The following is a 21,475-nucleotide window of genomic DNA, read 5'->3' on the forward strand; positions in this document are numbered from 1 at the left end:
ATGAGCACTGCAGCGACCGGGGGTGGGCGTGGGAACGGAGTCCGAGCCGGGTGGTGGCGTGCCGTCGCGGCGTTGTTCGCGGTGGGCCTGCTGGCGGGGACGGTCGCGTGTGGCGCCGACGCCGGGTCCTCGCACGGCGGGCACGGGCCGACGACGGCGACGCTGACCGATCTGGATCCGGTGCCCATCGGGCCGGAGCCCACCCCGGCGCTGCCGGTGACGGTGCGCTCGTACGACGGCACGCAGGTCACCGTCACCGACGCCTCCCGCATCATCGCCGTGGACCGCTACGGCACCCTCGCCCAGATCGTGTACGCGCTGGGGTTGGGGCCCAAGCTGGTGGGGCGCAGCACCTCGGCGGCGTTTCCGGCGGTGCGGGATGTGCCGAATGTGGCCGGGGGCAACGGGTCGCTGAATGTGGAGTCGGTGCTGGCGATGCGGCCGTCGGTGTTTCTCACCGACACCACCAGCGCCGCGCCCGCGGTGCGTGAGCAGTTGCGCGCGGCCGGGGTGACGGTGGTGTATTTCGATCCGGAGCGGACGATGGACGGGGTGGTGCCGCAGATCGAGGCGGTGGCGGGCGCGTTGGGGGTGCCGGAGCGGGGGCAGGCGCTGGCGCAGCGCACCCGCGACGAGATCGCCGCGGCCGCCGCCGCGGTGCCCACGCAGGATCCGCAGCTGACCATCGCGTTCCTGTATCTGCGGTCCACCGCGATCACGATGCTGGCCGGGCCGGGGTCGGGGGCGGACGCGTTGATCGCGGCGTTGCGTGCGCGGGACGCGGGTACCGTCGCGGGGTTGAAGGAGCCGTTCACCGCGATCACCAGTGAGGCCATGATCGGTGCGGCGCCGGATGTGCTGCTGGTGATGTCGGACGGGTTGAAGTCCGTCGGCGGTGTGGAGGGGTTGCAGAAGGTGCCGGGGATCGCGCAGACCCCGGCGGGGCGCGACCGGCGGGTGGTGGACATGTCGGATGCGGTGTTGCTGAGTTTCGGGCCCAACACCGGCCGGGTGATCGCGGCGTTGAGTGCGGCGGTGTACGGCACCGGTCACGCATGAGTGTTTCGGGGACGCAGACGGCGCGGCCGCCGCTGCCGAAATCGCGGGGCCGTTCGCGGGTGCTGCTGGTGTTCGTGGTCGCGGTGGCCGGGCTGGTCGCGCTGGCGGTGGCGTCGGCGGCGATCGGGCAGGTGCCGACGACACCCGCCGAGGTGGCCGGCAGTGTGCTGCATCGTATCGGGCTGGATCTGGGGCCGATGCCCGCGCATCCCGCGGGTGAGGTGACGCTGTGGGAGGTGCGGTTCCCGCGGGTGGTGCTGGCGATGCTGGTGGGTGCGGCGCTGGCGACAGCGGGTGCGTTGTTGCAGGGTGTGTTCGCCAACCCGCTGGCCGAGCCCGGTGTGATCGGGGTGTCGGCGGGGGCGGCGGTCGGTGCGGGCACGGTCATCGTGGTGGGCGGGGCGTTCGTGGCGGCGTGGTCGGTGGCCGCGGCGGCGTTCGTGGCGGGGTTGGCGACCACGTTGCTGGTGTATCTGCTGGCGCGCTCGGGCGGCCGCACCGAGGTCGTCACCCTGGTGTTGACCGGTGTCGCGATCAACGCGTTCGCGGGCGGGTTGATCGCGTTGCTGCTGTTCGTGGCCTCCCCCGCCGCGCGCGATCAGATCGTGTTCTGGCAGTTGGGGTCGCTCAATGGGGCCACGTGGGAGTCGGTGGGTGTGGTGGCGCCGCTGAGCGCGGTCGGTGTCGCGGCGGCGGTGCTGCTGGCGCCGCGACTGGATCTGCTGGCGCTCGGGGAGTCGGCGGCTCGGCATCTGGGTGTCGATGTGGAGCGGTTGCGTCGCAACGTGATCGTCGTGGTGGCGGTGCTGGCCACCGCCGGTGTCGCGTTCACCGGCATCATCCTGTTCGTCGGGCTCATCGTTCCGCACCTGGTGCGGATGCTGGTCGGTCCCGCGCATCGGATCCTGATCCCGCTCAGCGCCGTCGTCGGCGCGGTGGTGCTGCTGGCCGCCGATGTCGCCGCCCGCTCGCTGGTCGACAACGCCGACCTGCCGTTGGGCATGCTCACCTCCCTCATCGGCGGTCCCGTCTTCTTCTGGCTGTTGCGCCGCACTCGAGCTCGCTCCGGGGGCTGGGCGTGATCGGGCATCGTCGAGTGGCGCATGGCGGCGGTGACTGCCGAGAAGTGCTCGCGGCGGTGTGCCACTCGACCGGAGGTGTGGGGTGAGGGTGCGGAGGGTGCACGAGGTGCCGGGGTGGCCGGTGCGGGGGGATGTGACCGTGCGGGCGTCGGGGGTGAGCGTGCAGCGGCGCGGAGGCGGGCAGGCGCGGCGGGTGCTCGACGGTGTGGATTTCGAGGCGGTCGCGGGGCAGGTCGTGGCGCTCGTCGGGCCCAACGGCGCCGGTAAGTCGACGCTGCTGGCCGTGCTGGCCGGGGAGCTGGCGCCGAGCGCGGGGACGGTGGAACTCGATGGGCAGCCGTTGGCGCACTGGACGACGCTGGACATGGCCCGGCGGCGGGCGGTGCTGCCGCAGACCCACACCGTCGGGTTCCCGTTCACCGCGCGGGAAGTGGTGGCGATGGGCCGCGCGCCGTGGGTGCGCACCGAACGCCGCGAACACGACGAGCAACAGATCGCCGCCGCGATGGCCGTCACCGACGTCGCGCATCTGGCCACCCGCTCGTTCCCCACCCTGTCCGGCGGTGAACGCGCCCGGGTCGCGTTGGCGCGTGTGCTGGCGCAGGACACCGCGACCCTGCTGCTGGACGAGCCGACCGCCGCCTTGGACCTCGGCCACCAAGAGGCAGTGCTGCGTCTGGCCGCCGAGCGTGCCGCGGTGGGTGCGGCCGTGGTCGTCGTCCTGCACGACCTCGGTGTCGCGGCCGCCTACGCCGATCGGGTGGCCGTCCTGGATGCCGGTTGTATCGCCGCGGACGGCCCGCCCCGGGAAGTGCTGACCACCGAGCTGCTCACGAAGGTCTACCAGCACCCGGTGGAAGTGCTCGACCATCCGGTCACCGGCGCCCAACTGGTGCTGCCGGTCCGCCGCTGATCGAGTCGACCCGCCGGTCCTCTCTTCCGTGCCGGGGACCTGTGCCGAACGGTGGTGTGGATGCCACGGCTCGAGCATCAGGCCTATGCCCGAAGCCGCGGCGACCGTCCGGTGTGGGGCGGCCCGGGGTGGTCGGGCATACCGGGCGCACCGGCGATCGTCAGCGTCGCCCGGTCGCGGCGCGGCGCACCCGACGCTTCGGCTGCCGGTCTTCCAGCGGCCGACGCCGGTGGCGCAGGGGGAAGCGGACCGGCGCGACCTACCGCCAGACCAGTTTCAGCACCGCGGGGGTCAGCAGCATGCGGATCACGGTGGCGTCGAGGATCAGCGCGGCGATCATGCCGTAGGCGATGTATTTCATCAGCACCAGATCGGAGAAGCCGAACGCGCCGGTGACCACGATGAGGATCGCGGCGGCGGAAGTGATCACGCTGCCGGTGTGGGCGATGCCGTAGCGGATGGCCTCGGGCGCGTCCGCGCCGGCGGCGCGCGCTTCGGACACGCGCGACAGCAGGAAAACCTCGTAGTCGGTGGACAGCCCGAACACCACCGTCACGATCAGCGCCAGCACAGCGAACATCAGCGGTCCCGGCGTGAAGTGGAAGATGCCCGCGCCGTGCCCTTCGACGAACACCCAGGTCAACACGCCGAGGGTGGACACGAGGCTGAGCGCGCTCATCGCGACCGCCTTCACTGCCAGGACCACCGAGCGGAAGGCCGCGTACATCAGCGCCAGCGCCGCGGCGACGAGGATGGCCAGCAGCACGGGCAGGCCGTCGAGCAGGCCGTTGATGCTGTCGCGTTCCAGGGCCGGTACCCCGGCGACCATCACCTGCACGCCGGGCGGTTCGGGGATGGCGCGCAGCGCGGCGATCACGCGGTCGGCGTCGCGTTTGTCGGTCAGCCCGGCGGCGAGCACGTTGAGGCCGTCTTTGGTGGGTGCGGCGGGTTCGAAACGTCCGGTCAGGCCGGGGACCTGGTTGGCGGCGTAGCGGATGTCGCCGAGCTGCTGCGGGTCGGCGCCGAGGACCACCAGTTTCAGCGGTTCGGTGCGGAAGCTGGGGAACAGGGCGTCGAAACGTTCCTGCGCGACTCGCGCCGGATTGTCGTCGGACAGATAGCGTTCGCTCAGCCCGCCGAATTCGATGTGGCGGATCGGGATGCTCAGTGCCAGCAGGGCCAGCACGATCGGCACCGCGACCGCCCAGGGGCGGCGCATCGCCCACAGTGCGAGGCGGGAGAAGAATCCGGCGTCGATCTGCGCTTCGGTCCTGGTGCGGGAGAACCGCTTCCAGCCCAGGAAGTCGATGCGGTGTCCGACGATGCTCAACGCCGCGGGCAGCGCGGTCACCGACAGCAGCGCGGCCAGCAGCACCGAGCTGATGCCGCCCAGCGGCACCGAGCGCAGCACGCCGTTGGGGAAGATGAACAGCGCGCCGAGGCTGAGGGCGATGATCGCCGCGGAGAACAGCACGGTGCGCCCGGCGGTGGCGACGGTGCGGGCGGTGGCTTCCTCGACGGAGTGACCGGCGGCGAGTTCCTCCCGGAAACGGGTGACGGTGAACAGGCCGTAGTCGATCGCCAAGCCCAGGCTGACCAAGGTCAGCACGGCGCTGGCGAAGACGTTGACCTCGATGTGGTCGGTCAGCGCCCGCAGTCCGCCCTGGGTGCCCAGGATCGTCATGCCGCCGATGAGCACCGGCAGCAGCGCGCCGACGACGCCGCCGAACACGAAATACAGCAGGATCGCCACCAGCGGCAGCGCGATCATCTCCGCGCGTCTGATGTCGCGCTGCATGCCGGTGTTGATGCCCTCCACGATCGGTTGCAGTCCCGCCAGTTGCACCGTGGTGCCGCCGGGGCCGCCGCCGGCGCGCCCGGCGCCGAGGTGGTCCTTGATCGCCAGGTAGTTCTCCACCGTCGCGGTGCCCGAGCCGCGCAACCCGACGCTGGCGAAGGCATGGGTGTGGGTGGCGTCGGTGGCCTGGGCGGAGAACGGGCTGTCCCAATAGCTGTCGATCTTCTGGATGCGATCGGGATAGGTGGTCAGCAACCCGGCCAGGTGCCGGGTGACCGGGCCGCGGACGGCCGGGTCGTCGACGGTGGCGCCGTCGGGGGCGGTGTAGAGCAGGATCAGGTCGCTGTCGGTGTCGCGGCCGAAGGTGTGGTCGGCCAGTTCGGCGGCGGCCACCGATTCGCTGCTCTCGTCGAACCAGCCCTCCTGGGTGAGCCGTCCGGCCAGGTCGCGGCCGTACCAACCGGAGACCAGGACGAACAGGACGAAGAAGCCCAGGACGAGGACACGGTGGCGGTGCACGAACCGCCCCCACCGCAGGGATCCGGAACGGTGCATCGCGTCGCGGCGCCCGGTCAGCCGCAGGCCGGGGTGCGGTAGTCGGCCGAGCGCAGGATGCCGCACAGGTCGGTGCGGGAGATCTTCCACGTGCCGTCGATGAGCACGAAGTGCACGACGGTGGTGCGGACCGCGGCGCCGGTGCCGTCCTTGTCCAGCCGCATGGTGGCGGTCAGCGTGCCGTCGTGGTTGTCGAATACCGGGTCGGTCACCCCGTAGACGGCGCGGGGATTGTCCTGCAGCGCCTTGTACATGTCGGGGATGGCTTGGCGGAAGGAGTCGCCGTCCTCGATGAGGGCGGTGCGTTCGCTGTCGGGCAGCGCCGGGTCCAGCGCCCGCTTGATCTGGGCGTCGAGGTCGGCGGCGGTGGGCAGCGGCGGGTGGGCGGCGCTGGAGGAGGCGGCGATCGAGGACGACAGCGAGGCGTTGGCCGAGGAGCGGGCGGCGTCGACGGCGGCGTCGTCGGTGCCTCTGTCGCAGGCGGCGGCGGCGGCCACTGCCGTCAGCAGGCCCGCGACGGCGAGCGCGGTGCGGGCGAGTCGTGTGTGGGTCATCGCTTCCTACATACCTTCGATGACGGAGCTGATCCGTCCCAGCAGGGCACGCACGGTCGTGACGTCCCGTTTCGCGGCGGCGTCGATCGTCGCGGCGTCGGGGATCATATCCCGCACCAGGGCCGCGATACTGCGTTCGTCGTCCAGGTCGATGTCGGCGACCGTGGCTTCGGCGACTGCCAGTACGTCCTCGGGACCGGGGACGGCGTCGGCGAGATCGCGGCGGTAGATCTCGAGCGTCAGGGTGGCGCGCACGGTGCGGAAGGTGAAGGGATGGCCGTCGGCGGTGGTGCCGAAGCCGTGCGCGTACGCGCCGACGGTGATGTCGTCGATGACAAATCCCGACGTATGGTCGGCTTTCAACCCGGATCTCCCTGTATCGGACGGTGTGGTCTCCACCGTAACTCCGGTTACCGACATTCCGCTCGAGCCGACACCCCGGTCGGTCGGTTGGTTGCGTCATCATGGTCAGATGGGGAGGTTGCGGAAGATTCGTCGGTAGAAGGAGTTCGGTCGATGCGCCCTCGCGCCTGGCTCGTCTCGGCATTCGCGGGTGTGGCGGTGCTGGTGCTGTCGGCCGGATGCTCCTCCGGCGCCGGCGGTCCCGACCTGCCGACCCGGGAACCGGCCACCGCGGCGCTCGCGCCTGCGGTGTCGACGCCGCCGGCCGGGCGGGTGCTGCCCGCAGGTCCGGTCGCCGAGCTGGCCGCCGATTCCGCCGGTGGGTTGCTGGCCGCCCTGGACGGGGCCACCCTCACCGTCGTCGACCCGGAGGCGGCCCGGCCGGTGGTGCGCACGGTGACGTTGCCCGAGCGCGCCAGCGGTCTGACCGCGGGCAGGCCGGGTGAGATGCTGGCGGCCGCGCCGGGACGGGTGCTGCGGGTGGAGCTGGCCTCCGGGGCGGTCACCGCGGTGGCCGTGGACGGCGAGGTGCGGTCGGTGCTGGCCCGCGCGGACGGCGGGCTGCTGGTCGGCACCGCCGACGGCCGGGTGCTGGATGTGGCGGCCGACGGTGCGGTCACCGCCACGGTGTCGGGGCTGGTGTCGGCCGACGAACTGGCCGAAGCCGGCGGCGAGCTGACCGTGCTCGACCGGCGTCAGACCGCGATCTTCGAGCTCGACTCGGGTGAGCAGCGGCCCGGATTGGCGTTGCGGGCCGGTGACGGGGCCACGCGGCTGATCGGCGACACGCGCGGCCGGTTCGTGGTCACCGACACCGCGGGCGGCGAACTGCTGGTCTACACCGCGGGACCGCTCGTGTTGCGCCAGCGTTTCCCGGTAGGATCTTCGCCTTACGCACTCGCCTACGATCAGCGGTCCGACACCGTGTGGGTGACGTGCACGCAGCGCAACGAAGTCGTCGGATTCGACTTGTCGACTGGTATACCGAAGGAAGTGGGCCGCTACGCCACCGTCCGGCAACCGAACTCGGTGGCCGTCGAGCAACGCACCGGTGATCTGTTCGTGGGGTCCGCGACCGGCGACGGTCTGCAACGGATCGGTGCGGAGGATCGGAAGAGAGGGCACTGATGGCTCGGACACCACGCGCGGGCGAGGATTCCGCGGGAGCTGCCGATCCGGCAGCACACCGGGGGCGCGGGCGCGCACTGCCCGCGGGCTGGGAGACCACCAGCGACGACTACGAATACGTGCCGCTGCGGCTGCCACCGGATGTCACGCGGGTGACCGCGTCCATGCGGCTGGCGATCCAGGCCGAGTTCGGCGGCTGGGAACTCTCGCGGGTGCGCGCCTACACCGACGGCAGCAGGCGGGTGCTGCTGCGGCGGCGAAAATCCGCCCTACTACCCCAGCCCGAACCCGGAATGTGAGCCGATGTACGCCCTGCTACTCCGACTGATGTTCCTGGTCGCGCCGGAACGCATCCATCATGTCGTCTTCGCTGTCATGCGGTTCGCCGCCTGGTTCGCGCCGTTGCGCTGGACCATGAGCAAACTTCTCGTCACCCGTGATCCGATCCTGCGCGCCGAGGCGTTCGGGGTCGAGTTCCCCGCGCCGCTGGGGTTGGCCGCCGGTTTCGACAAGAACGCCGATGGCGTCGACGCCTGGGCGCCGCTGGGGTTCGGTTTCGCCGAGATCGGCACCGTGACCGCGCAACCGCAGCCGGGCAATCCCGCGCCGCGGCTGTTCCGGCTGCCCGCCGACCGTGCCCTGATCAATCGGATGGGTTTCAACAATCACGGCGCGGCCGCGGCCGCCGAACGACTGCGCGCGCGCCGCGGCGGGGTGCCGATCGGCGCGAACATCGGCAAGACCAAGATCGTCGAGCCGCAGGCCGCGGCCGCGGACTACGCCGTCAGCGCCGCCTTGCTGGGGCCGCTGGCCGATTTCGTGGTGGTCAACGTCAGTTCCCCGAACACGCCGGGCCTGCGGGATCTGCAGGCGGTGGAGTCGCTGCGCCCGCTGCTGCGGGCGGTGCTGGACAGTGTGCGGGTGCCGGTGCTGGTGAAGATCGCCCCGGATCTGTCCGACGAGGACATCGACGCGGTCGCCGATCTGGCTGTGGAACTCGGTTTGGCGGGCATCGTGGCCACCAACACCACCATCCGCCGCGACGGTCTGCGCACCGATCCGGCGGAGGTGGCCGCCATGGGCGCGGGCGGGTTGTCCGGCCCGCCGGTCGCCGATCGTTCGCTCGAGGTGTTGCGGCGGCTGTACCGGCGGGTGGGTGATCGGCTGGTGCTGATCTCGGTCGGCGGCATCGAGACCGTCGATCAGGCGTGGGAACGCATTCTCGCCGGGGCGACGCTGTTGCAGGGCTACACCGGGTTCATCTACGGCGGCCCGTTCTGGATGCGCCGCATCCATCGGGGCCTGGCGCAGCGGTTGCGCGCCGAGGGGTATCACAGCATCGGTGAGGCCGTCGGAGCGGAGCACACGGCGCACGCCTGAACCACGGTGCTCAGCCGTGCACGAACGGTGGTTCGGGAGTGCGCACTCGACGGGTCCACGGGCTGTGCCCCGGCGGTGCGGGATCTCCCTTGGGTCGCAGTTCCCGGCCCAGCCGCGCCGCCATGGCCTTGGCGAGCAGGATCACCGCGTGATCGCGCAGGATGCCCAGTTGGTCGGCGTAGACCTCGACGCGGGCCTGGGTCATGCGGTCGTGCACGACGTCGGGGTCGCTGAGCAGTTCGTCCAGCGACATCCCGGCCAGGGCCTGGATGCGGGTCAGCCGCCGGTCCGGTAGCCAGCTCAGCCGCCAGCTGTCGGGCGCGTCGGTGTCGCGGTAGGCCGATTCCGGGGTTATGTCACTGGTCATCGTCCATTCGGTGGTGTGGATGGTCATCGCGGTCTCCGGTGCGACAGGTGGAGTGAGGCCGGCTCCAGGGCGCTGAGTCTGATGGTCACGAATGCCTCGCGTCGTGCCTGCGCTGGTGCGGCGCGGTGGGGCCGCCGCTTCGGGTATTCCGCCGTGGCCGGCGGTGTGGTCGGCCGGGCGGAGCAGTCCGCTGCCCGGCCTGGTGGTCCAGGGGGCGGCTCGCAGGTGTGCGGCGGTCGGGGGAATCGCGGCGCGGGGCGAGCGGGGTGGAGAGGGGCGACCGGGGTGTGCGCGGTCGGCTCCGTGTGGTGGCCGGCGCCGCGCGGGTGGCCGGATTCGTGGCTCCGGCCGCGTGGCGGGCGCGACGCCCAGGGTGCGAGCCCGAGACGGTGCTTGCTTGCGCACCGGCGGGGTGCGGGCGATGACGGGTGCGTTGCCGTGCGGGGTGTGCGCCGGCTCGTTTAGTCCATCACCGGCTTCGGCACCAGCTCGGTATCGGATCCGGCGGGGCGGTGTCGCCGCCGCCGTCGCGGCTGCCGTATCTGAAGAATCATCCTGCTCACCAGCCCTCCCGATGTGTCTGGTGGTGCGATGGGGATCGCCACATCCAGTGTGGCATTTGCCGTTCCCCGCGCGCAATTGCCGTTGTAGTTTGGTAATTGACTATTTGCCCGCTGGCTAAACCCGATTTGCGTGGCCAACATGTGCGCGATGCCCCGGTGTCGCGCCGATAGAGGAGGGTGGCATCGCCATGGTCCCGCAGGATTCGGGGATGGTTGCCGTTCGCAATATCCTCACCCGGTTGTGCAAACGGTCGGGGCTGAGCTCGGATCGGTTGCGCAGCACCGAAATCGACGTGCTGCCCCTGCTGGATCTGCTGGCCGTGCGGCAGTACGCGCGGCGCGCGGGCATCGATCGGGAAGAGGCGGTGCTGCCGCTGGTGCGTGATCTGGCCCTGCGGCTCGACCCCACCGACCGGCTCGTCGTCGACGCGGAATTGTCGCTGGGTTTGCTGCGTGAAAACCCGCCCGCCGGTGTCGATCCCGGCCTGCTCTACGCCGCGGATCTGGGTGAGCGGCGCGAGTACCTCGCCGAGCAGTGGGCGGTGCTGCACGAAGCTATTGGGGCGCAACCGGTTCCGGACACGCTGACGGTGCGCTCGCTGCGCGGGGCTCCCGAGCGCCGGGCGTTCACCGAGCTGGCCGCGCAGCTGGCCACGGCTTCGGTGTTCGACGGCGCGCACGTCGTCGACTTCGGTGCGTCCGCGCAAACCGTTGTGAGCGAACCGGTTGCGTCGGAATCCCGCGGTGTGGTCACGGTGATCGGTGACGCGGTGATCGACCACCTGTATGTGGTCGACCGGATTCCCGGGCCCGGAGGCACCACACGCGGCAGCTATCGGGAACATCCCGGCGGTAAAGGGCTCGCCCGTGCGGTCGCGGCGGCCCGGCTCGGACTGCGGGTGCGGCTGATCTCGGCGGTCGGCGACGACGACGCAGGCGGCCGCATCCTGGAATACCTGCGCAGCGAACGCGTCGACACCGAACTGGTCAAAGTGGTGCCCTACGCCCCGACGCCGGTGACCGCGGTGATCGTGGCCGGCACCGGAGCGGCGAGCACGATCGGCTGCAAGGACGAGCGAATCCGGTTGAGCGCGCAGGATCTCCGCAGCGACGCGATCCGCTCGGCGATCGCGGCGTCGGAGGCGGTGTTGCTGACCTTCGAACAACCCACCGGGGTGATCGAGCAGGTCATGGGGCAGTTGCGCGGCCTGCCGCAGCGGCCGCTGGTGATCGTGCATCCGGCGCCGCGGTTGGAGCGGCCGCAGTACCTGTATCAGCATCTGGGTGTGGTCGATTACCTCGTCGGTGGCGACAAGGACCTGCGCGCGCTGGCGATGGCCTCCGACGACGCGCCCTCGGACGGGGAGCAGACCGCCACCCGGCTGCGCGCCCTCGGTGTCGGCGCGGTCTGCGCGATCCAGGATTTCCGGTGCGTCGTGTGGTCGGACCAGCTCAGCGAGCGATTCCAGCCGTTCCCGACGGCGCTGGAGGACTCGGTCGGCGCTCACGCTGCCTTCTCCGCCGCCCTGGTATATCGTCTCGTTTCGACGCGCCGCCCCGCCGCACGCAAGGACTACGTCTGGGCGACCGCCGCAATGGTGGCGACGCAATCGATCGGGGATGTCCCCGGGGCAATGCCACTGGTGAGTGAGGTCGAGCGAATTTACAAACTCGCTACGGAGGAGCATTGACCAACGTTGTGGATCCTGCCGACACCGAACATCGGTTCCGTCGCAACGGGCAAGATCTGCGAGTTCGGGTGGTGGAGTTGCGCGGGGGCGGTGAGCAGGGGCATCTGTTGCTGTTCGGCGCGGTCGCCGACGGCTGCCTGGTGCGGGTGCATTCGCGTTGCCTGTATGGGGAAGCGCTGCGGTCGCAGGACTGCGACTGCGGGCCGGAACTGGACAAGGCGCTGGATCTCATCCAGGCCGCCGGCTCCGGAGTGCTGGTCTATCTCGAGCAGGAGGGACGTGGCGCGGGGCTGATCGCCAAGGCGCTGGGTTACCGGGAAAGCGAGCGCTCCGGCGCGGACACCTTCACCAGTTACGAGACGCTGGGCTACCCCGCCGACGCCCGCACCTATGTGACCACCGCCCGGGCTCTGGCCGACCTCGGCCTGCGTTCGGTGCAGCTGCTGACCAACAATCCCGCCAAGGTCGACGCGCTGCGGCAGGAGGGGTTGCAGGTCACCGCGGTACCGCTGCGCACCAGGGCGCTCAGCGAGCGGGCCCGCGACTATCTGGAGGCCAAGCGCACCCGGCGCAAGCACTGGATCCCGACCGATTCCGCGCCGTGGGCACTGGACGACGACGGCGACCGCGCCGCCGCCGAGCAGCCCACGGCCGTCGATCCGGTTGTGATCACCCCGGGTGACCACGTTCGTCCGCGGCCGGGGCCGGGCTCCGCGCCGGATCTGATCGGTGCCTGAAGGTTTGTTGAAGTTTGCCCCACCCCGTCTGCCGCATGTGGCTACCATGAGTGAGCCGCGCCACATGTGGCGCGCCGACTCGTGAGAGGCTGACAGCGCCATCGCCGCGCCGTGTCAGGGCTTCGAGTCCGGATCGGGCGCCGGCGCGGACCGGCCCCGGTTCACGCCAGCGCTACCGGGAACAGGGATATGACGACAACAGAAATCGGATACGCGCACCAGTCGGGCAAAACGGTCTACACCGTGCCGGCCGCATTCCAGGAGACCGCGCGGCTGCGCCCCGACCAGATCGCCTTGCGCAAGGTGGGCGGCACCCAGGAATACACCTGGCGCGAGTACGCCGAACGGGTGCGCTCGATCGCCGCGGGCCTGGCCGGCCTCGGCGTCGGCCACGGCGACACCGTCGGCATCATGCTCACCAACCGCCCCGAATTCAATCTCGTCGACACCGCCGCGCTGCACCTGGGCGCCACCCCGTTCTCCATCTACAACACCAGCTCCCCCGACCAGATCTCCCACCTGTTCACCAACGCGGGCAACAAAGTCGTGGTGACCGAACAGGTGTTCCTCGACCGCATCACCGCGGCCGGAGCGCCGGTGGAGCACATCATCATGGTCGACGGACCCGCCGAGGGCGCCGTCACCCTGGAACAGGTCGAGGCCGCACCCGCCGGCGACTTCGATTTCGACGCCGCCTGGCAGGCCGTCGGCGCCGACGACCTGGCCACCCTCATCTACACCTCCGGCACCACCGGGCCGTCCAAGGGTGTGGAGATCACCCACCGCAACGTGCTGGCCCAGATCATCGTCCTGGTCAACGGCCCGCTGCAGGTCGGCATCGACGACCGCGTGGTGTCCTACCTGCCCGCCGCCCACGTCGCCGACCGGATCTCCGCCCACGCGCTGAACCTGCTCACCGGCATCCAGATCACCACCGTGCCCGACCCGCGCGAAGTCGCCGCCGCCCTGCCCGACGCGCGCCCGACCACCTTCTTCGGCGTCCCGCGCGTCTGGCAGAAGATCAAGGCCGGTGTCGAGGGCAAACTCGCCGAAGAACCGAGCCCGGTCAAGAAAGCGCTGGCCAACTGGGCGATCGCCACCGGCGTCGCCGCCGCGCGCGCCGATCTGGCGGGCAAGGGCCGCGGTCCGCTGCTGAGCGCGCAGCACAAGATCGCCGAGACGCTGGTGCTGGCCAAACTGCGCCACGCCCTGGGCTTGGAGCAACTGAAAGTCGCCTCCTCCGGCGCCGCCCCCATCCCGCCGGAGACCCTGGAGTACTTCCTCGGCCTCGGCTTCACCGTCAGCGAGGTGTGGGGCATGTCGGAAACCACCGGCGTGGGCACCTACACCGAGCTCGACAAGCCGCGCCCCGGTTCGGTCGGGCGCGCGGCCGACGGCGTGGAGCTGCGGCTGGACGCCGACGGCGAGGTGCTGGTGCGCGGCGCGATCGTCACCCGCGGCTACCGCAACATGCCCGACAAGACCGCCGAGGCCATCGACTCCGACGGCTGGCTGCACACCGGTGACATCGGCACCCTCGACGCCGACGGTTACCTGCGGATCGTGGACCGCAAGAAGGAACTGATCATCAACGAAGCGGGCAAGAACATCGCCCCCAGCAATATCGAGAACTCGGTGAAGGCCGTCTCCTCGCTGATCGGCCAGGTCGTCGCCCTCGGCGACGCCAAGCCCTACATCGCGGCCCTGATCGTGCTCGACCCCGACGTCGCCGCGCTGCGGGCGAAGGAACTCGACGCCACCGGCGAGGACATCGCCACTCTGGCCACCCGCAAGCAGATCGTCGACGAGGTACTCGCCGCGGTCCAGGCGGGCAACGCCAAACTCTCCCGCGTGGAGCAGATCAAGCGGTTCACCATCCTGGGCGCGGTCTGGGAACCCGGCGGGGACGAGCTGACCCCGAAGATGTCGCTCAAGCGCGCCCCCATCGCGGCCAAGTACCAGGCCGAGATCGAAGCGCTGTACGCCAAGGAACCGTCCGAACGGGTGATCAGCGTCAAGTAGGTTCGCGGGAAGCGCTGTGGCCTCGGGTTTCCCGGGGCCACAGCGCTGTCTCACGGCTCCAAATACAACCGCTCGCACGGCAGTCGCGGATACCCGTCGGTGCCATGCATCGACACCTCGACCGCATCGTGCCAGTGCCGGGCACGCCACTCCTGGACGAACAAGCACGCGGCGGTGACGCAGGCGACGAAGTCCATCCGCACGCCGTGCCAGAACACCGACAGATGGACATCCGGCTCGGACGGCCGCGGAGAGCCACGGCGCTCGGCACGATTCGCCGCCGCTTCGTCATCGCGCATGAGCACCGTCCTCCTGGCGTCCGAATGCCACCATTCGGCAGTGCGGCAGCATCTTCCGGATCTCGGTGGCACTCTCAGCCATACGCCAGTCCCCGCCTGCGCCGCTGGACGCACTCGGCAACGCATCCACGGATCGCCGCCACCACAACACTGCCGGAAGGACGGAAAGCGCTGTCGGGCCGCTCGACCCACGCACGGAACGTCGTCCCACGATCGGCCGGACTCGGCAACGCCACGGTGCCACCCGCCCGCACCACCGACACGTTGAGCCGGAACATCTCCGCGAACAAGGCCCTGTCGTCCGGTAGATCGGGTCGCGTGAGATAGGTCCATCGCTTGGACCGAGGATGGGACATGATCGGCCCGACCGCGTAGCCCTTCCGCTGCATCCAGATTTTCACATCCTGGCCCAGCGTGGCGGGCATGATCACCGCCCACGCCACTCCCATGCGTAGAACTATGCGCCCCAGCTGAGGTGGATCTACCTCAGTGGGCAGGTCGCACACCCGCCGGTAGTAGGCGCACCGTGACAGTGGCGTGTCGCCAAAAGGTACATGGACCATCGAACCCCCTACTCGATCGCGCAAATGGTTGAGGTGCGCCAGCTTCGTGTGTCAGGCGAGATGCCTACCGACACTTGATGTTTCCGCTCACGTGGCTGGCCGCTTTCTCAGTAGACCCCCGAGCGCGGCATTTTGGAATATTCCATGGCGCGAGTAGCCTGACTTTCTCCTCATCTTCCAGGCTTACTGCAAAGACGATTCCAAATTCACACAGCACCGTGAGGTGGGCTAATGACTGAGAGTCCGGGCTCCGCAGTTCCTCGCCGCATGCTGGGGCGCCGACTGCGTCAGCTACGTGAGGCGTCCGGCGCGACCGTCGCGCAGGCGTGCAAGGTCATCGAGGTGTCCCCGCAGACGATGTGGCGGCTGGAGGGCGGCCAGGGCGTAAAACTCAAAGACATCTACATCAAAGCCCTCTGTGAACTGTACGGAGCAACGGAGGACGACACGGCAGCGCTGATGGGCCTGGTGCGGGAAACCAAGAGGACCGGATGGTGGCACGCCTACGGCGATGCGGTACCGACCTACTTCGATCTGTATCTCGGTCTCGAAGAAGCCGCCCGGAGGCTGACCACCTTCCATCTCACCTTGCTGCCCGGCTTGCTCCAGACTCCTGCTTACCGGCGCGCAGTGATCTGGGGTGCTTATCCAGGTATGCCCACCGCCGATGTCGAGCGTCGGATCGAGATCGCCACCAAGCGTCAGGAGCGCCTACAGGAAGCGCGCAACCGCTTCGCCATGAACGTATTCCTCGGAGAGGCGGGACTGAGGTATCAGGTTGGCGGACCACCGGTCATGACGGAACAACTGCACCACCTCTTGGCCGTTTCGCGGCTACCAACCGTCACGCTGCGTGTGGTGCCGTTCCGCACCGAGCGCGTATTGCCGCTGGTAGCAGGGTCTTTCACGCTGATGGAGTTCCCAGCGCTGCAGTCGTTTACCGAGCCTCCGGTGGTGTACGTTGAGGGCTACACGGGTGCCCTCTACCTGGACAAGCCCAGTGAAATCGATCAATACACGACAGCATGTAAGGCGGTTCATGCCGCCGCGCTGGATGAGCAGGAAACCAGGGAACTGGTGTCGAAGATCGCTAAGGAGTACGGCGAGTGAGTACCGACCTGGCCAAAGCGGCGTGGTTCAAGAGCAGTCGCAGTGGGCCGAACCAGGATTGCGTCGAGGTGGCATACCTGGAGGACGGGACGATCGGTATGAGGGACTCCAAGAATCCGGCGGGCCCGGCGCTGGTGTTCACCCCCCGGGCGTGGGACGCGTTCACGGCTCGGCTGGCGCGAGGCGTGTTCGATCAGCCTTAGACGAATCAGAAGCTCGAGAATCAGTTCGCCGACGGATGTCGAGAACGTCGTGGCGGCTCCGTCCCAGGGGTGAGCGACCAACCGGGGTCGCGGGTTCGGGAAGGATGAATGTCATGGCGAAGTACCTGCTTCTCAAGCACTACCGCGGCGCTCCGGCGGCGGTCAACGATGTGCCTATGGACCAGTGGACGCCCGCCGAGATCGAGGCGCACATCCAGTACATGAACGATTTCGCCGCCCGCCTGGAGAGCACCGGCGAGTTCGTCGACGGCCAAGCCCTGGCGCCGGAGGGAGCGTGGGTGCGCTACGACGGCGAGGGCAAGCCTCCGGTGACCGACGGCCCGTTCGCGGAGACCAAGGACCTGATCGCGGGGTGGATGATCATCGACGTCGACTCCTACGAGCGCGCCGTCGAACTGGCCGGCGAGTTGTCCGCCGCGCCGGGGGCGGGCGGCAAGCCGATCCACGAGTGGCTCGAGGTGCGGCCGTTGCTGACCGCCGCGCCGACCGTCACCGAATGACGGATGCCGACGCGGTGGACGAAGCCCAGCTGCGGGACCTGATCCCGGGCGTCCTGGCGGCCGTCGTCCACCGCGGGGCGGATTTCGCGACCGCCGAAGACGCGGTGCAGGAAGCGCTGATCCGGGCTGTCGAGGCGTGGCCGAAGCAGCGCCCCGGTGATCCGAAGGGGTGGCTGATCACCACGGCGTGGCGGTGTTTCCTCGATCTGGCCCGCTCCGACCTCGCCCGGTACCGCCGGGAGCTGCGGGACTGCGAGGAGCCACCGCCCGGACCCACCACCTCGGTGGACGAAACGCTGCAGCTCTACTTTCTGTGCGCGCACCCGAGCCTCACCCCCGCCTCGGCTGTCGCCCTGACATTGCGGGCCGTCGGCGGTCTCACCACCCGCCAGATCGCGCAGGCCTACCTCGTGCCCGAAGCGACCATGGCCCAGCGGATCAGCCGCGCCAAACGCACCGTCGCCGAGGTCCGGCTGGACCGTCCCGGAAACCTGAGCACCGTGCTGCGGGTGCTGTATCTGGTGTTCAACGAGGGATACAGCGGCGATGTCGACCTCGCCGCCGAGGCGATCCGGCTTGCCAGGCAGCTGGCCGCGACCACCGGGGACCCGGAGGTCGCGGGCCTGCTGGCCCTGTTCCTGCTCCACCACGCCAGACGCCCGGCCCGCACGCGCGCCGACGGTAGCCTGGTGCCGCTGTCCGAGCAGAACCGCAGCCTATGGCGGCGCGACCTGATCGCCGAAGGCGTGCTGGTGTTGCAAGCGGCGCTGGCCCGCGACCGGCTCGGGGAATACCAAGCGCAGGCCGCGATCGCGGCCCTGCACGCCGACGCGCAGACCGCCGAGGAAACCGACTGGGTGCAGATCGTCGAGTGGTACGACGAACTGCTCCGGTTCACCGACAGCCCGGTGGTGCGGCTCAATCGCGCCGTCGCCGTGGGTGAGGCGGACGGACCGCGGGCGGGGCTGGCCGCGCTCACCGAGCTCGACCCAGCGCTGCCGCGGTACACCGCCTCGTCCGCTTACTTGCATGAGCGGGCCGGAGACCTCGCCACGGCGGCGCAGCTCTACGCGCGGGCCGCCGCACAGGCGCACAACCTGGCCGAACGCAACCACCTGACCCTCCGGGCGGCAACCCTGCGCCAGCGCATGTCGAGTGAAGGAGGATGAGCGACCGATCGCGCCCCACTATTGCCGAAGAGGGCCGGTCGGCGGTTGTCCCCGCGCACCCCTGGTGTGCGCTCTCGGGCGCCGCCCTCGCGGTCGCCCTGCTTCGACGCGGCACCGCATGCACTCCGAGGCGGGGCTACCCCAGTTGCTCCACGGCGAAGCCGACCAGCAGCACGGCGAATCCGCCGATCTCGCCGATGATCAACGCGGCGAGAACGAACCGCATCGACGGCGGTGGATTGCGCATCTGGTTGTCGGTCTCCCGCTGCAGGCCGAGCCGGATGTAGTTCGCGATCGTTACGACGAACAGCAGGATGACGGCCCCCGCCGCGACGGCGTTCACCGCGGTCGGCCAGCCGGACAACTCGACGAACCACGCGATCAATCCGGTCGCGAAGGAGTACAGCAGTGCGGCTCGGTGGGCGATGTCCACGTAGGGGTGGGCCAGGCCGTCCGGCGAGGTGGTCATCGCCTGCCACTTCCATACGCCCAGTACCAGCGCCCACAGGAAGATGAGCCCGGCGAAGAAGAGCACCCAGGCCGTTTCCGTGCGAATGATCAAGTTCGTACCCTCATCAGTCCTCACACGCCCTCTTGGGCGGCTGTCCAGCGGCAGCGTAGTCCCCCCGGTCGGGTCGCGGCTCGGCGAGAATCGAACCAACGCTGGGAAGACCAACCGGTCGGATCGGGTTGCGGTCTACACACCCGTCGTTCACCGCTCCGGAGGCCGCCTCGCAACCGCGCTGCGGAAAGCATTGTGGCCCCGAGCTTTTCGATCGGGGCCACAATCATCTCACGGGCTACTTCTGCTCGTAGGTCGCGATCAGGGTGGCGCGCGCGAGCGTGTGGGAGAACAAGTTGAAGCCCAGATAGGCGGGAGTGGCGTTCTCATCGATGCCGAGGCTCTCGACGTCGACGGCGTGCACGACGATGAAGTAGCGATGCGGGCCGTGGCCGGGCGGCGGAGCCGCGCCGACGAAACCGTGGAAGCCGCCGTCGTTGCGCAGGGTGATCGCACCGGTCGGCAGCGCGCCGCCCTCCTCGCCGCTGCCCGCGCCCGCGGGCAGGGAGGTCGCGCTCACGGGAATGTCGGCGACGGCCCAGTGCCAGAAACCGGAGGCGGTGGGCGCGTCGGGGTCGTACACCGTCACCGCGAAGCTCTTGGTCTCCGCAGGGAAACCCGACCAGGACAGCTGCGGGGAGATGTCCTGGCCTCCCGCCCCGAAGACACCGCTGACCTGCTCGTTCTTGAACGGCTGCCCGTCGGTGACATCGTCGGAGGTGAGCGTGAACGACGGCACCTGCGGCAGCGCGTCGTAGGGGTTGTAGGTCATGGAACCTCTCTTCGGTGATCGGATCAGCTGTGCAGTAGGAAGTGTTCCAGCACGCGGGTGCCGAATTCGAGCGCCTCCACCGGCACCCGCTCGTCGACGCCGTGGAACAGGGCGGTGAAATCCAGCTCCGGCGGCAGCTGCAGCGGTGCGAAGCCGAAGCAGCGAATACCCAAGCGGGCGAACGCTTTCGCGTCGGTGCCGCCGGAGAGCATGTAGGGCACGGTACGTCCGCGCGGATCGTGGGCCAGCACGGCGTTGTTCATCGCGTCGACCAGATCGCCGTCGAAGGTCGTCTCGTAGGAGTCGAGCTTGGTGATCCACTCCCGTTCGACGTCGGGACCGATCAGCTCGTCCACCTCCCGCTCGAACGCCGCCTGCCGCCCGGGCACCACGCGGCAGTCCACCACCGCCTCGGCGGTCTGCGGGATCACGTTGGCCTTGTAACCGGCCTGCAGCATGGTGGGGTTGGCGGTGTCGCGCAGCGTGGCGCCGATGATGCGGGAAATGGTGCCCAGCTTCGCCAGCTGGCCCTCGATGTCGGGACTCGCCGGATCGAACGCCAGACCCGTCTCCTCGGCGACGGCGGCGAGGAACGCGGCCACCGAATCCGAGAGCACCAACGGGAAGGTGTGTTTGCCCAGCCGGGCCACCGCGTCGGCGAGGATGGTGACCGCGTTGTCCTCGTGCAGGAAGGAACCGTGACCGGCGCGGGCCTTGGCGCGCAACCGCATCCAGCCCAGGCCCTTCTCGGCGGTCTCCACCAGGTACAGCCTGCGCTCGCTGCCGTCGGGCCGCGGGACGGTCAGCGAGAACCCGCCGACCTCCCCCACCGCCTCGGTGACGCCGTCGAACAGATCCGGGCGGTTGTCCACCAGCCACTGCGACCCCCACTTGCCGCCGTTCTCCTCGTCGGCGAGGAAGGCGAAGACCAGATCACGCGGCGGCACCGTGCCCTCGAGCTTGAACTGGCGGGCCACCGCCAGCGTCATCCCGACCATGTCCTTCATGTCGATCGCGCCGCGACCCCACACATAACCGTCGCGCACCGCGCCGGAGAACGGGTGCACGCTCCAGTCCGCGGCCTCGGCGGGCACCACGTCCAGGTGCCCGTGGATCATCAGCGCGCCACGGCTGCGGTCGGCGCCCTCCAACCGTGCGAAGACATTGCCGCGCCCGTCGGCGCCGGACTCGACGTATTCGGTGACATATCCCGCTTGATGCAGCTGATCGGCCACCCACTGGGCGCATTCGCGCTCACCCTTGGTGGTGGCCAGCTCGCCGGTGTTGGAGGTGTCGAAGCGGATCAGCGTACTGACCAGCTCCACCACTTCCGACACCGCGCGGGAGCTTCTGTTCGGGTCGATTCCTTCGCCAGTTGCGGACACGCTCCCTTTCCTACCACCCGCGCGGCCGGGCAAACGTCCGGCCGGGGTGTCGAGGCGAGGCGATTCGGCCCGCACGGTGCGCCATCACGCACGACAGGTTTGTCGTCAGGGTGAGCGGAACTCACCCGCCGCGCCGGGGGGCTGCACCTGATCGGGGAACACCACCCGCACGAAGGCCCAGAACCGGAACACCATGCCCAGCGCTGTGCCGATCAGCTGCGCGGCGACGAAGTCGGCCAGGTTCTGGGTGAAGCGGGAGACCTCGGGCACCTCGAGATGCAGCACATACCGCGACACCCACAGTGGTGCGGTGTTGATCGCGACGGCCAGGAAACTGACCAGATAGAACAGCGCGGCCTCGTGATGACCGCGCCGCCCGCCGCGCCCGTCGAAGGACCACTGCTTGTTGAGCACATACGACAGCGTGATCGCCGCCAGCACCGCGGCCACCTTCGCCGTGACCGGATGCGCCTCGAGCACAGTGCTCTTCAAGGTCAGGAACACCGCGGTGTCCAGCGTGAACGCGGCGACACCGACAGAGGCGAAACGCAATAGTTCTCGACGCCGTGCCTCGCCCCCCAGCGCGGACGTCACCCGAGCGAAAACGGGACGTTCGGAAAACAGCACAGGTAAAGTCTCC

Annotated in this window: 23 protein-coding genes; 13 read left to right on the plus strand and 10 right to left on the minus strand. The window is 69.6% G+C overall.

The genetic code is table 11. The features are described 5' to 3' along the window. From ACWEKR_RS04880 to ACWEKR_RS04890, 3 genes are all read left to right on the plus strand, one after another. Positions 1 to 1,059: a heme/hemin ABC transporter substrate-binding protein gene (locus ACWEKR_RS04880; protein WP_452353340.1), complete on the plus strand. Its 1,059-nt coding sequence runs from the start codon at positions 1 to 3 to the stop codon at positions 1,057 to 1,059. Further along, a complete protein-coding gene (locus ACWEKR_RS04885) occupies positions 1,056 to 2,141 on the plus strand; it encodes a FecCD family ABC transporter permease (RefSeq protein ID WP_452353341.1) in 1,086 nt (361 codons plus the stop codon). The genes ACWEKR_RS04880 and ACWEKR_RS04885 overlap by 4 nt, the downstream gene beginning before the upstream one ends. Positions 2,142 to 2,223: 82 nt before the next feature. After that, the gene (locus tag ACWEKR_RS04890) at positions 2,224 to 3,054 is read left to right on the plus strand and encodes a heme ABC transporter ATP-binding protein (protein ID WP_452353342.1); all 831 of its coding nucleotides are present in this window, start codon (positions 2,224 to 2,226) and stop codon (positions 3,052 to 3,054) included. Between the two features lie 259 nt (positions 3,055 to 3,313). Here ACWEKR_RS04890 and ACWEKR_RS04895 read toward each other — a convergent pair whose 3' ends face one another. The 3 genes from ACWEKR_RS04895 to ACWEKR_RS04905 are packed head-to-tail and all read right to left on the minus strand — an operon-like array spanning position 3,314 to position 6,324. Then, positions 3,314 to 5,407, minus strand: a complete 2,094-nt coding sequence (locus tag ACWEKR_RS04895; protein WP_452353343.1) for an MMPL family transporter — start codon at positions 5,405 to 5,407, stop codon at positions 3,314 to 3,316. A 17-nt stretch (positions 5,408 to 5,424) separates the two neighbouring features. After that, positions 5,425 to 5,961 (minus strand): hypothetical protein, encoded by a 537-nt coding sequence (locus ACWEKR_RS04900; protein ID WP_452353344.1) that lies wholly within the window; start codon positions 5,959 to 5,961, stop codon positions 5,425 to 5,427. Between the two features lie 6 nt (positions 5,962 to 5,967). Further along, positions 5,968 to 6,324, minus strand: coding sequence for a hypothetical protein (locus ACWEKR_RS04905; RefSeq protein ID WP_452353345.1), 357 nt, complete (start codon positions 6,322 to 6,324; stop codon positions 5,968 to 5,970). Positions 6,325 to 6,477: 153 nt separating this feature from the next. Here ACWEKR_RS04905 and ACWEKR_RS04910 point away from each other — a divergent pair, with 153 nt between their 5' ends. Genes ACWEKR_RS04910 through ACWEKR_RS04920 form a run of 3 tightly spaced genes read left to right on the plus strand, consistent with a single transcriptional unit; the run spans position 6,478 to position 8,871 of the window. Beyond that, positions 6,478 to 7,491: a YncE family protein gene (locus ACWEKR_RS04910; RefSeq protein WP_452353346.1), complete on the plus strand. Its 1,014-nt coding sequence runs from the start codon at positions 6,478 to 6,480 to the stop codon at positions 7,489 to 7,491. Further along, the gene (locus tag ACWEKR_RS04915) at positions 7,491 to 7,790 is read left to right on the plus strand and encodes a DUF5703 family protein (protein ID WP_452353347.1); all 300 of its coding nucleotides are present in this window, start codon (positions 7,491 to 7,493) and stop codon (positions 7,788 to 7,790) included. Before ACWEKR_RS04910 ends, ACWEKR_RS04915 begins: the two co-directional genes overlap by 1 nt. Positions 7,791 to 7,794: 4 nt before the next feature. Next, entirely contained in the window at positions 7,795 to 8,871 is a 1,077-nt protein-coding gene (locus ACWEKR_RS04920) for a quinone-dependent dihydroorotate dehydrogenase (protein ID WP_195087456.1), read from the plus strand. Positions 8,872 to 8,881: 10 nt separating this feature from the next. Here the strand turns inward: ACWEKR_RS04920 and ACWEKR_RS04925 are convergent, their stop codons facing one another. After that, on the minus strand, positions 8,882 to 9,265 hold the full coding sequence (locus ACWEKR_RS04925; protein WP_452353348.1) for a hypothetical protein: 384 nt from the start codon (positions 9,263 to 9,265) through the stop codon (positions 8,882 to 8,884). 745 nt (positions 9,266 to 10,010) lie between these two features. On the opposite strand from ACWEKR_RS04925, the gene ACWEKR_RS04930 reads away from it, so the two are divergent. From ACWEKR_RS04930 to ACWEKR_RS04940, 3 genes are all read left to right on the plus strand, one after another. Beyond that, positions 10,011 to 11,492 (plus strand): carbohydrate kinase family protein, encoded by a 1,482-nt coding sequence (locus tag ACWEKR_RS04930; protein WP_452353349.1) that lies wholly within the window; start codon positions 10,011 to 10,013, stop codon positions 11,490 to 11,492. Next, complete coding sequence (locus tag ACWEKR_RS04935) at positions 11,489 to 12,229, plus strand: GTP cyclohydrolase II (protein ID WP_452353350.1); 741 nt, start codon at positions 11,489 to 11,491, stop codon at positions 12,227 to 12,229. Before ACWEKR_RS04930 ends, ACWEKR_RS04935 begins: the two co-directional genes overlap by 4 nt. A 189-nt stretch (positions 12,230 to 12,418) precedes the next feature. Continuing rightward, on the plus strand, positions 12,419 to 14,251 hold the full coding sequence (locus ACWEKR_RS04940; RefSeq protein WP_452353351.1) for an AMP-dependent synthetase/ligase: 1,833 nt from the start codon (positions 12,419 to 12,421) through the stop codon (positions 14,249 to 14,251). A gap of 50 nt (positions 14,252 to 14,301) precedes the next feature. On the opposite strand, the gene ACWEKR_RS04945 is transcribed toward ACWEKR_RS04940, so the two are convergent. Then, positions 14,302 to 14,550 carry a hypothetical protein gene (locus ACWEKR_RS04945; RefSeq protein WP_452353352.1) on the minus strand — a complete coding sequence of 83 codons (249 nt, stop codon included), beginning with the start codon at positions 14,548 to 14,550 and terminating at the stop codon, positions 14,302 to 14,304. Between the two features lie 74 nt (positions 14,551 to 14,624). After that, positions 14,625 to 14,999: a DNA-directed RNA polymerase subunit beta gene (locus tag ACWEKR_RS04950; RefSeq protein WP_452353353.1), complete on the minus strand. Its 375-nt coding sequence runs from the start codon at positions 14,997 to 14,999 to the stop codon at positions 14,625 to 14,627. A 345-nt stretch (positions 15,000 to 15,344) separates the two neighbouring features. Between ACWEKR_RS04950 and ACWEKR_RS04955 the strand changes: the two genes are divergently transcribed. The 4 genes from ACWEKR_RS04955 (at position 15,345) to ACWEKR_RS04970 (ending at position 18,116) form a co-directional block, all read left to right on the plus strand. Continuing rightward, positions 15,345 to 16,223 (plus strand): helix-turn-helix domain-containing protein, encoded by an 879-nt coding sequence (locus tag ACWEKR_RS04955; RefSeq protein WP_452353354.1) that lies wholly within the window; start codon positions 15,345 to 15,347, stop codon positions 16,221 to 16,223. Then, on the plus strand, positions 16,220 to 16,426 hold the full coding sequence (locus ACWEKR_RS04960) for a DUF397 domain-containing protein (RefSeq protein WP_452353355.1): 207 nt from the start codon (positions 16,220 to 16,222) through the stop codon (positions 16,424 to 16,426). Before ACWEKR_RS04955 ends, ACWEKR_RS04960 begins: the two co-directional genes overlap by 4 nt. 113 nt (positions 16,427 to 16,539) lie before the next feature. Then, on the plus strand, positions 16,540 to 16,947 hold the full coding sequence (locus ACWEKR_RS04965) for a YciI family protein (RefSeq protein WP_452353356.1): 408 nt from the start codon (positions 16,540 to 16,542) through the stop codon (positions 16,945 to 16,947). Further along, on the plus strand, positions 16,944 to 18,116 hold the full coding sequence (locus ACWEKR_RS04970; RefSeq protein WP_452353357.1) for an RNA polymerase sigma factor: 1,173 nt from the start codon (positions 16,944 to 16,946) through the stop codon (positions 18,114 to 18,116). Before ACWEKR_RS04965 ends, ACWEKR_RS04970 begins: the two co-directional genes overlap by 4 nt. Positions 18,117 to 18,252: 136 nt before the next feature. Here the strand turns inward: ACWEKR_RS04970 and ACWEKR_RS04975 are convergent, their stop codons facing one another. The 4 genes from ACWEKR_RS04975 to ACWEKR_RS04990 form a co-directional block, all read right to left on the minus strand. After that, entirely contained in the window at positions 18,253 to 18,672 is a 420-nt protein-coding gene (locus tag ACWEKR_RS04975) for a hypothetical protein (RefSeq protein WP_452353443.1), read from the minus strand. 244 nt (positions 18,673 to 18,916) lie between these two features. Further along, positions 18,917 to 19,450 carry a YbhB/YbcL family Raf kinase inhibitor-like protein gene (locus ACWEKR_RS04980; protein WP_452353358.1) on the minus strand — a complete coding sequence of 178 codons (534 nt, stop codon included), beginning with the start codon at positions 19,448 to 19,450 and terminating at the stop codon, positions 18,917 to 18,919. Positions 19,451 to 19,473: 23 nt separating this feature from the next. After that, positions 19,474 to 20,835, minus strand: a complete 1,362-nt coding sequence (locus ACWEKR_RS04985; RefSeq protein ID WP_452353359.1) for a M20/M25/M40 family metallo-hydrolase — start codon at positions 20,833 to 20,835, stop codon at positions 19,474 to 19,476. Positions 20,836 to 20,940: 105 nt separating this feature from the next. Then, on the minus strand, positions 20,941 to 21,462 hold the full coding sequence (locus ACWEKR_RS04990) for a GtrA family protein (RefSeq protein ID WP_452353360.1): 522 nt from the start codon (positions 21,460 to 21,462) through the stop codon (positions 20,941 to 20,943). Positions 21,463 to 21,475 lie beyond the last annotated feature (13 nt).

This window comes from Nocardia sp. NPDC004573 (genome assembly GCF_053602135.1).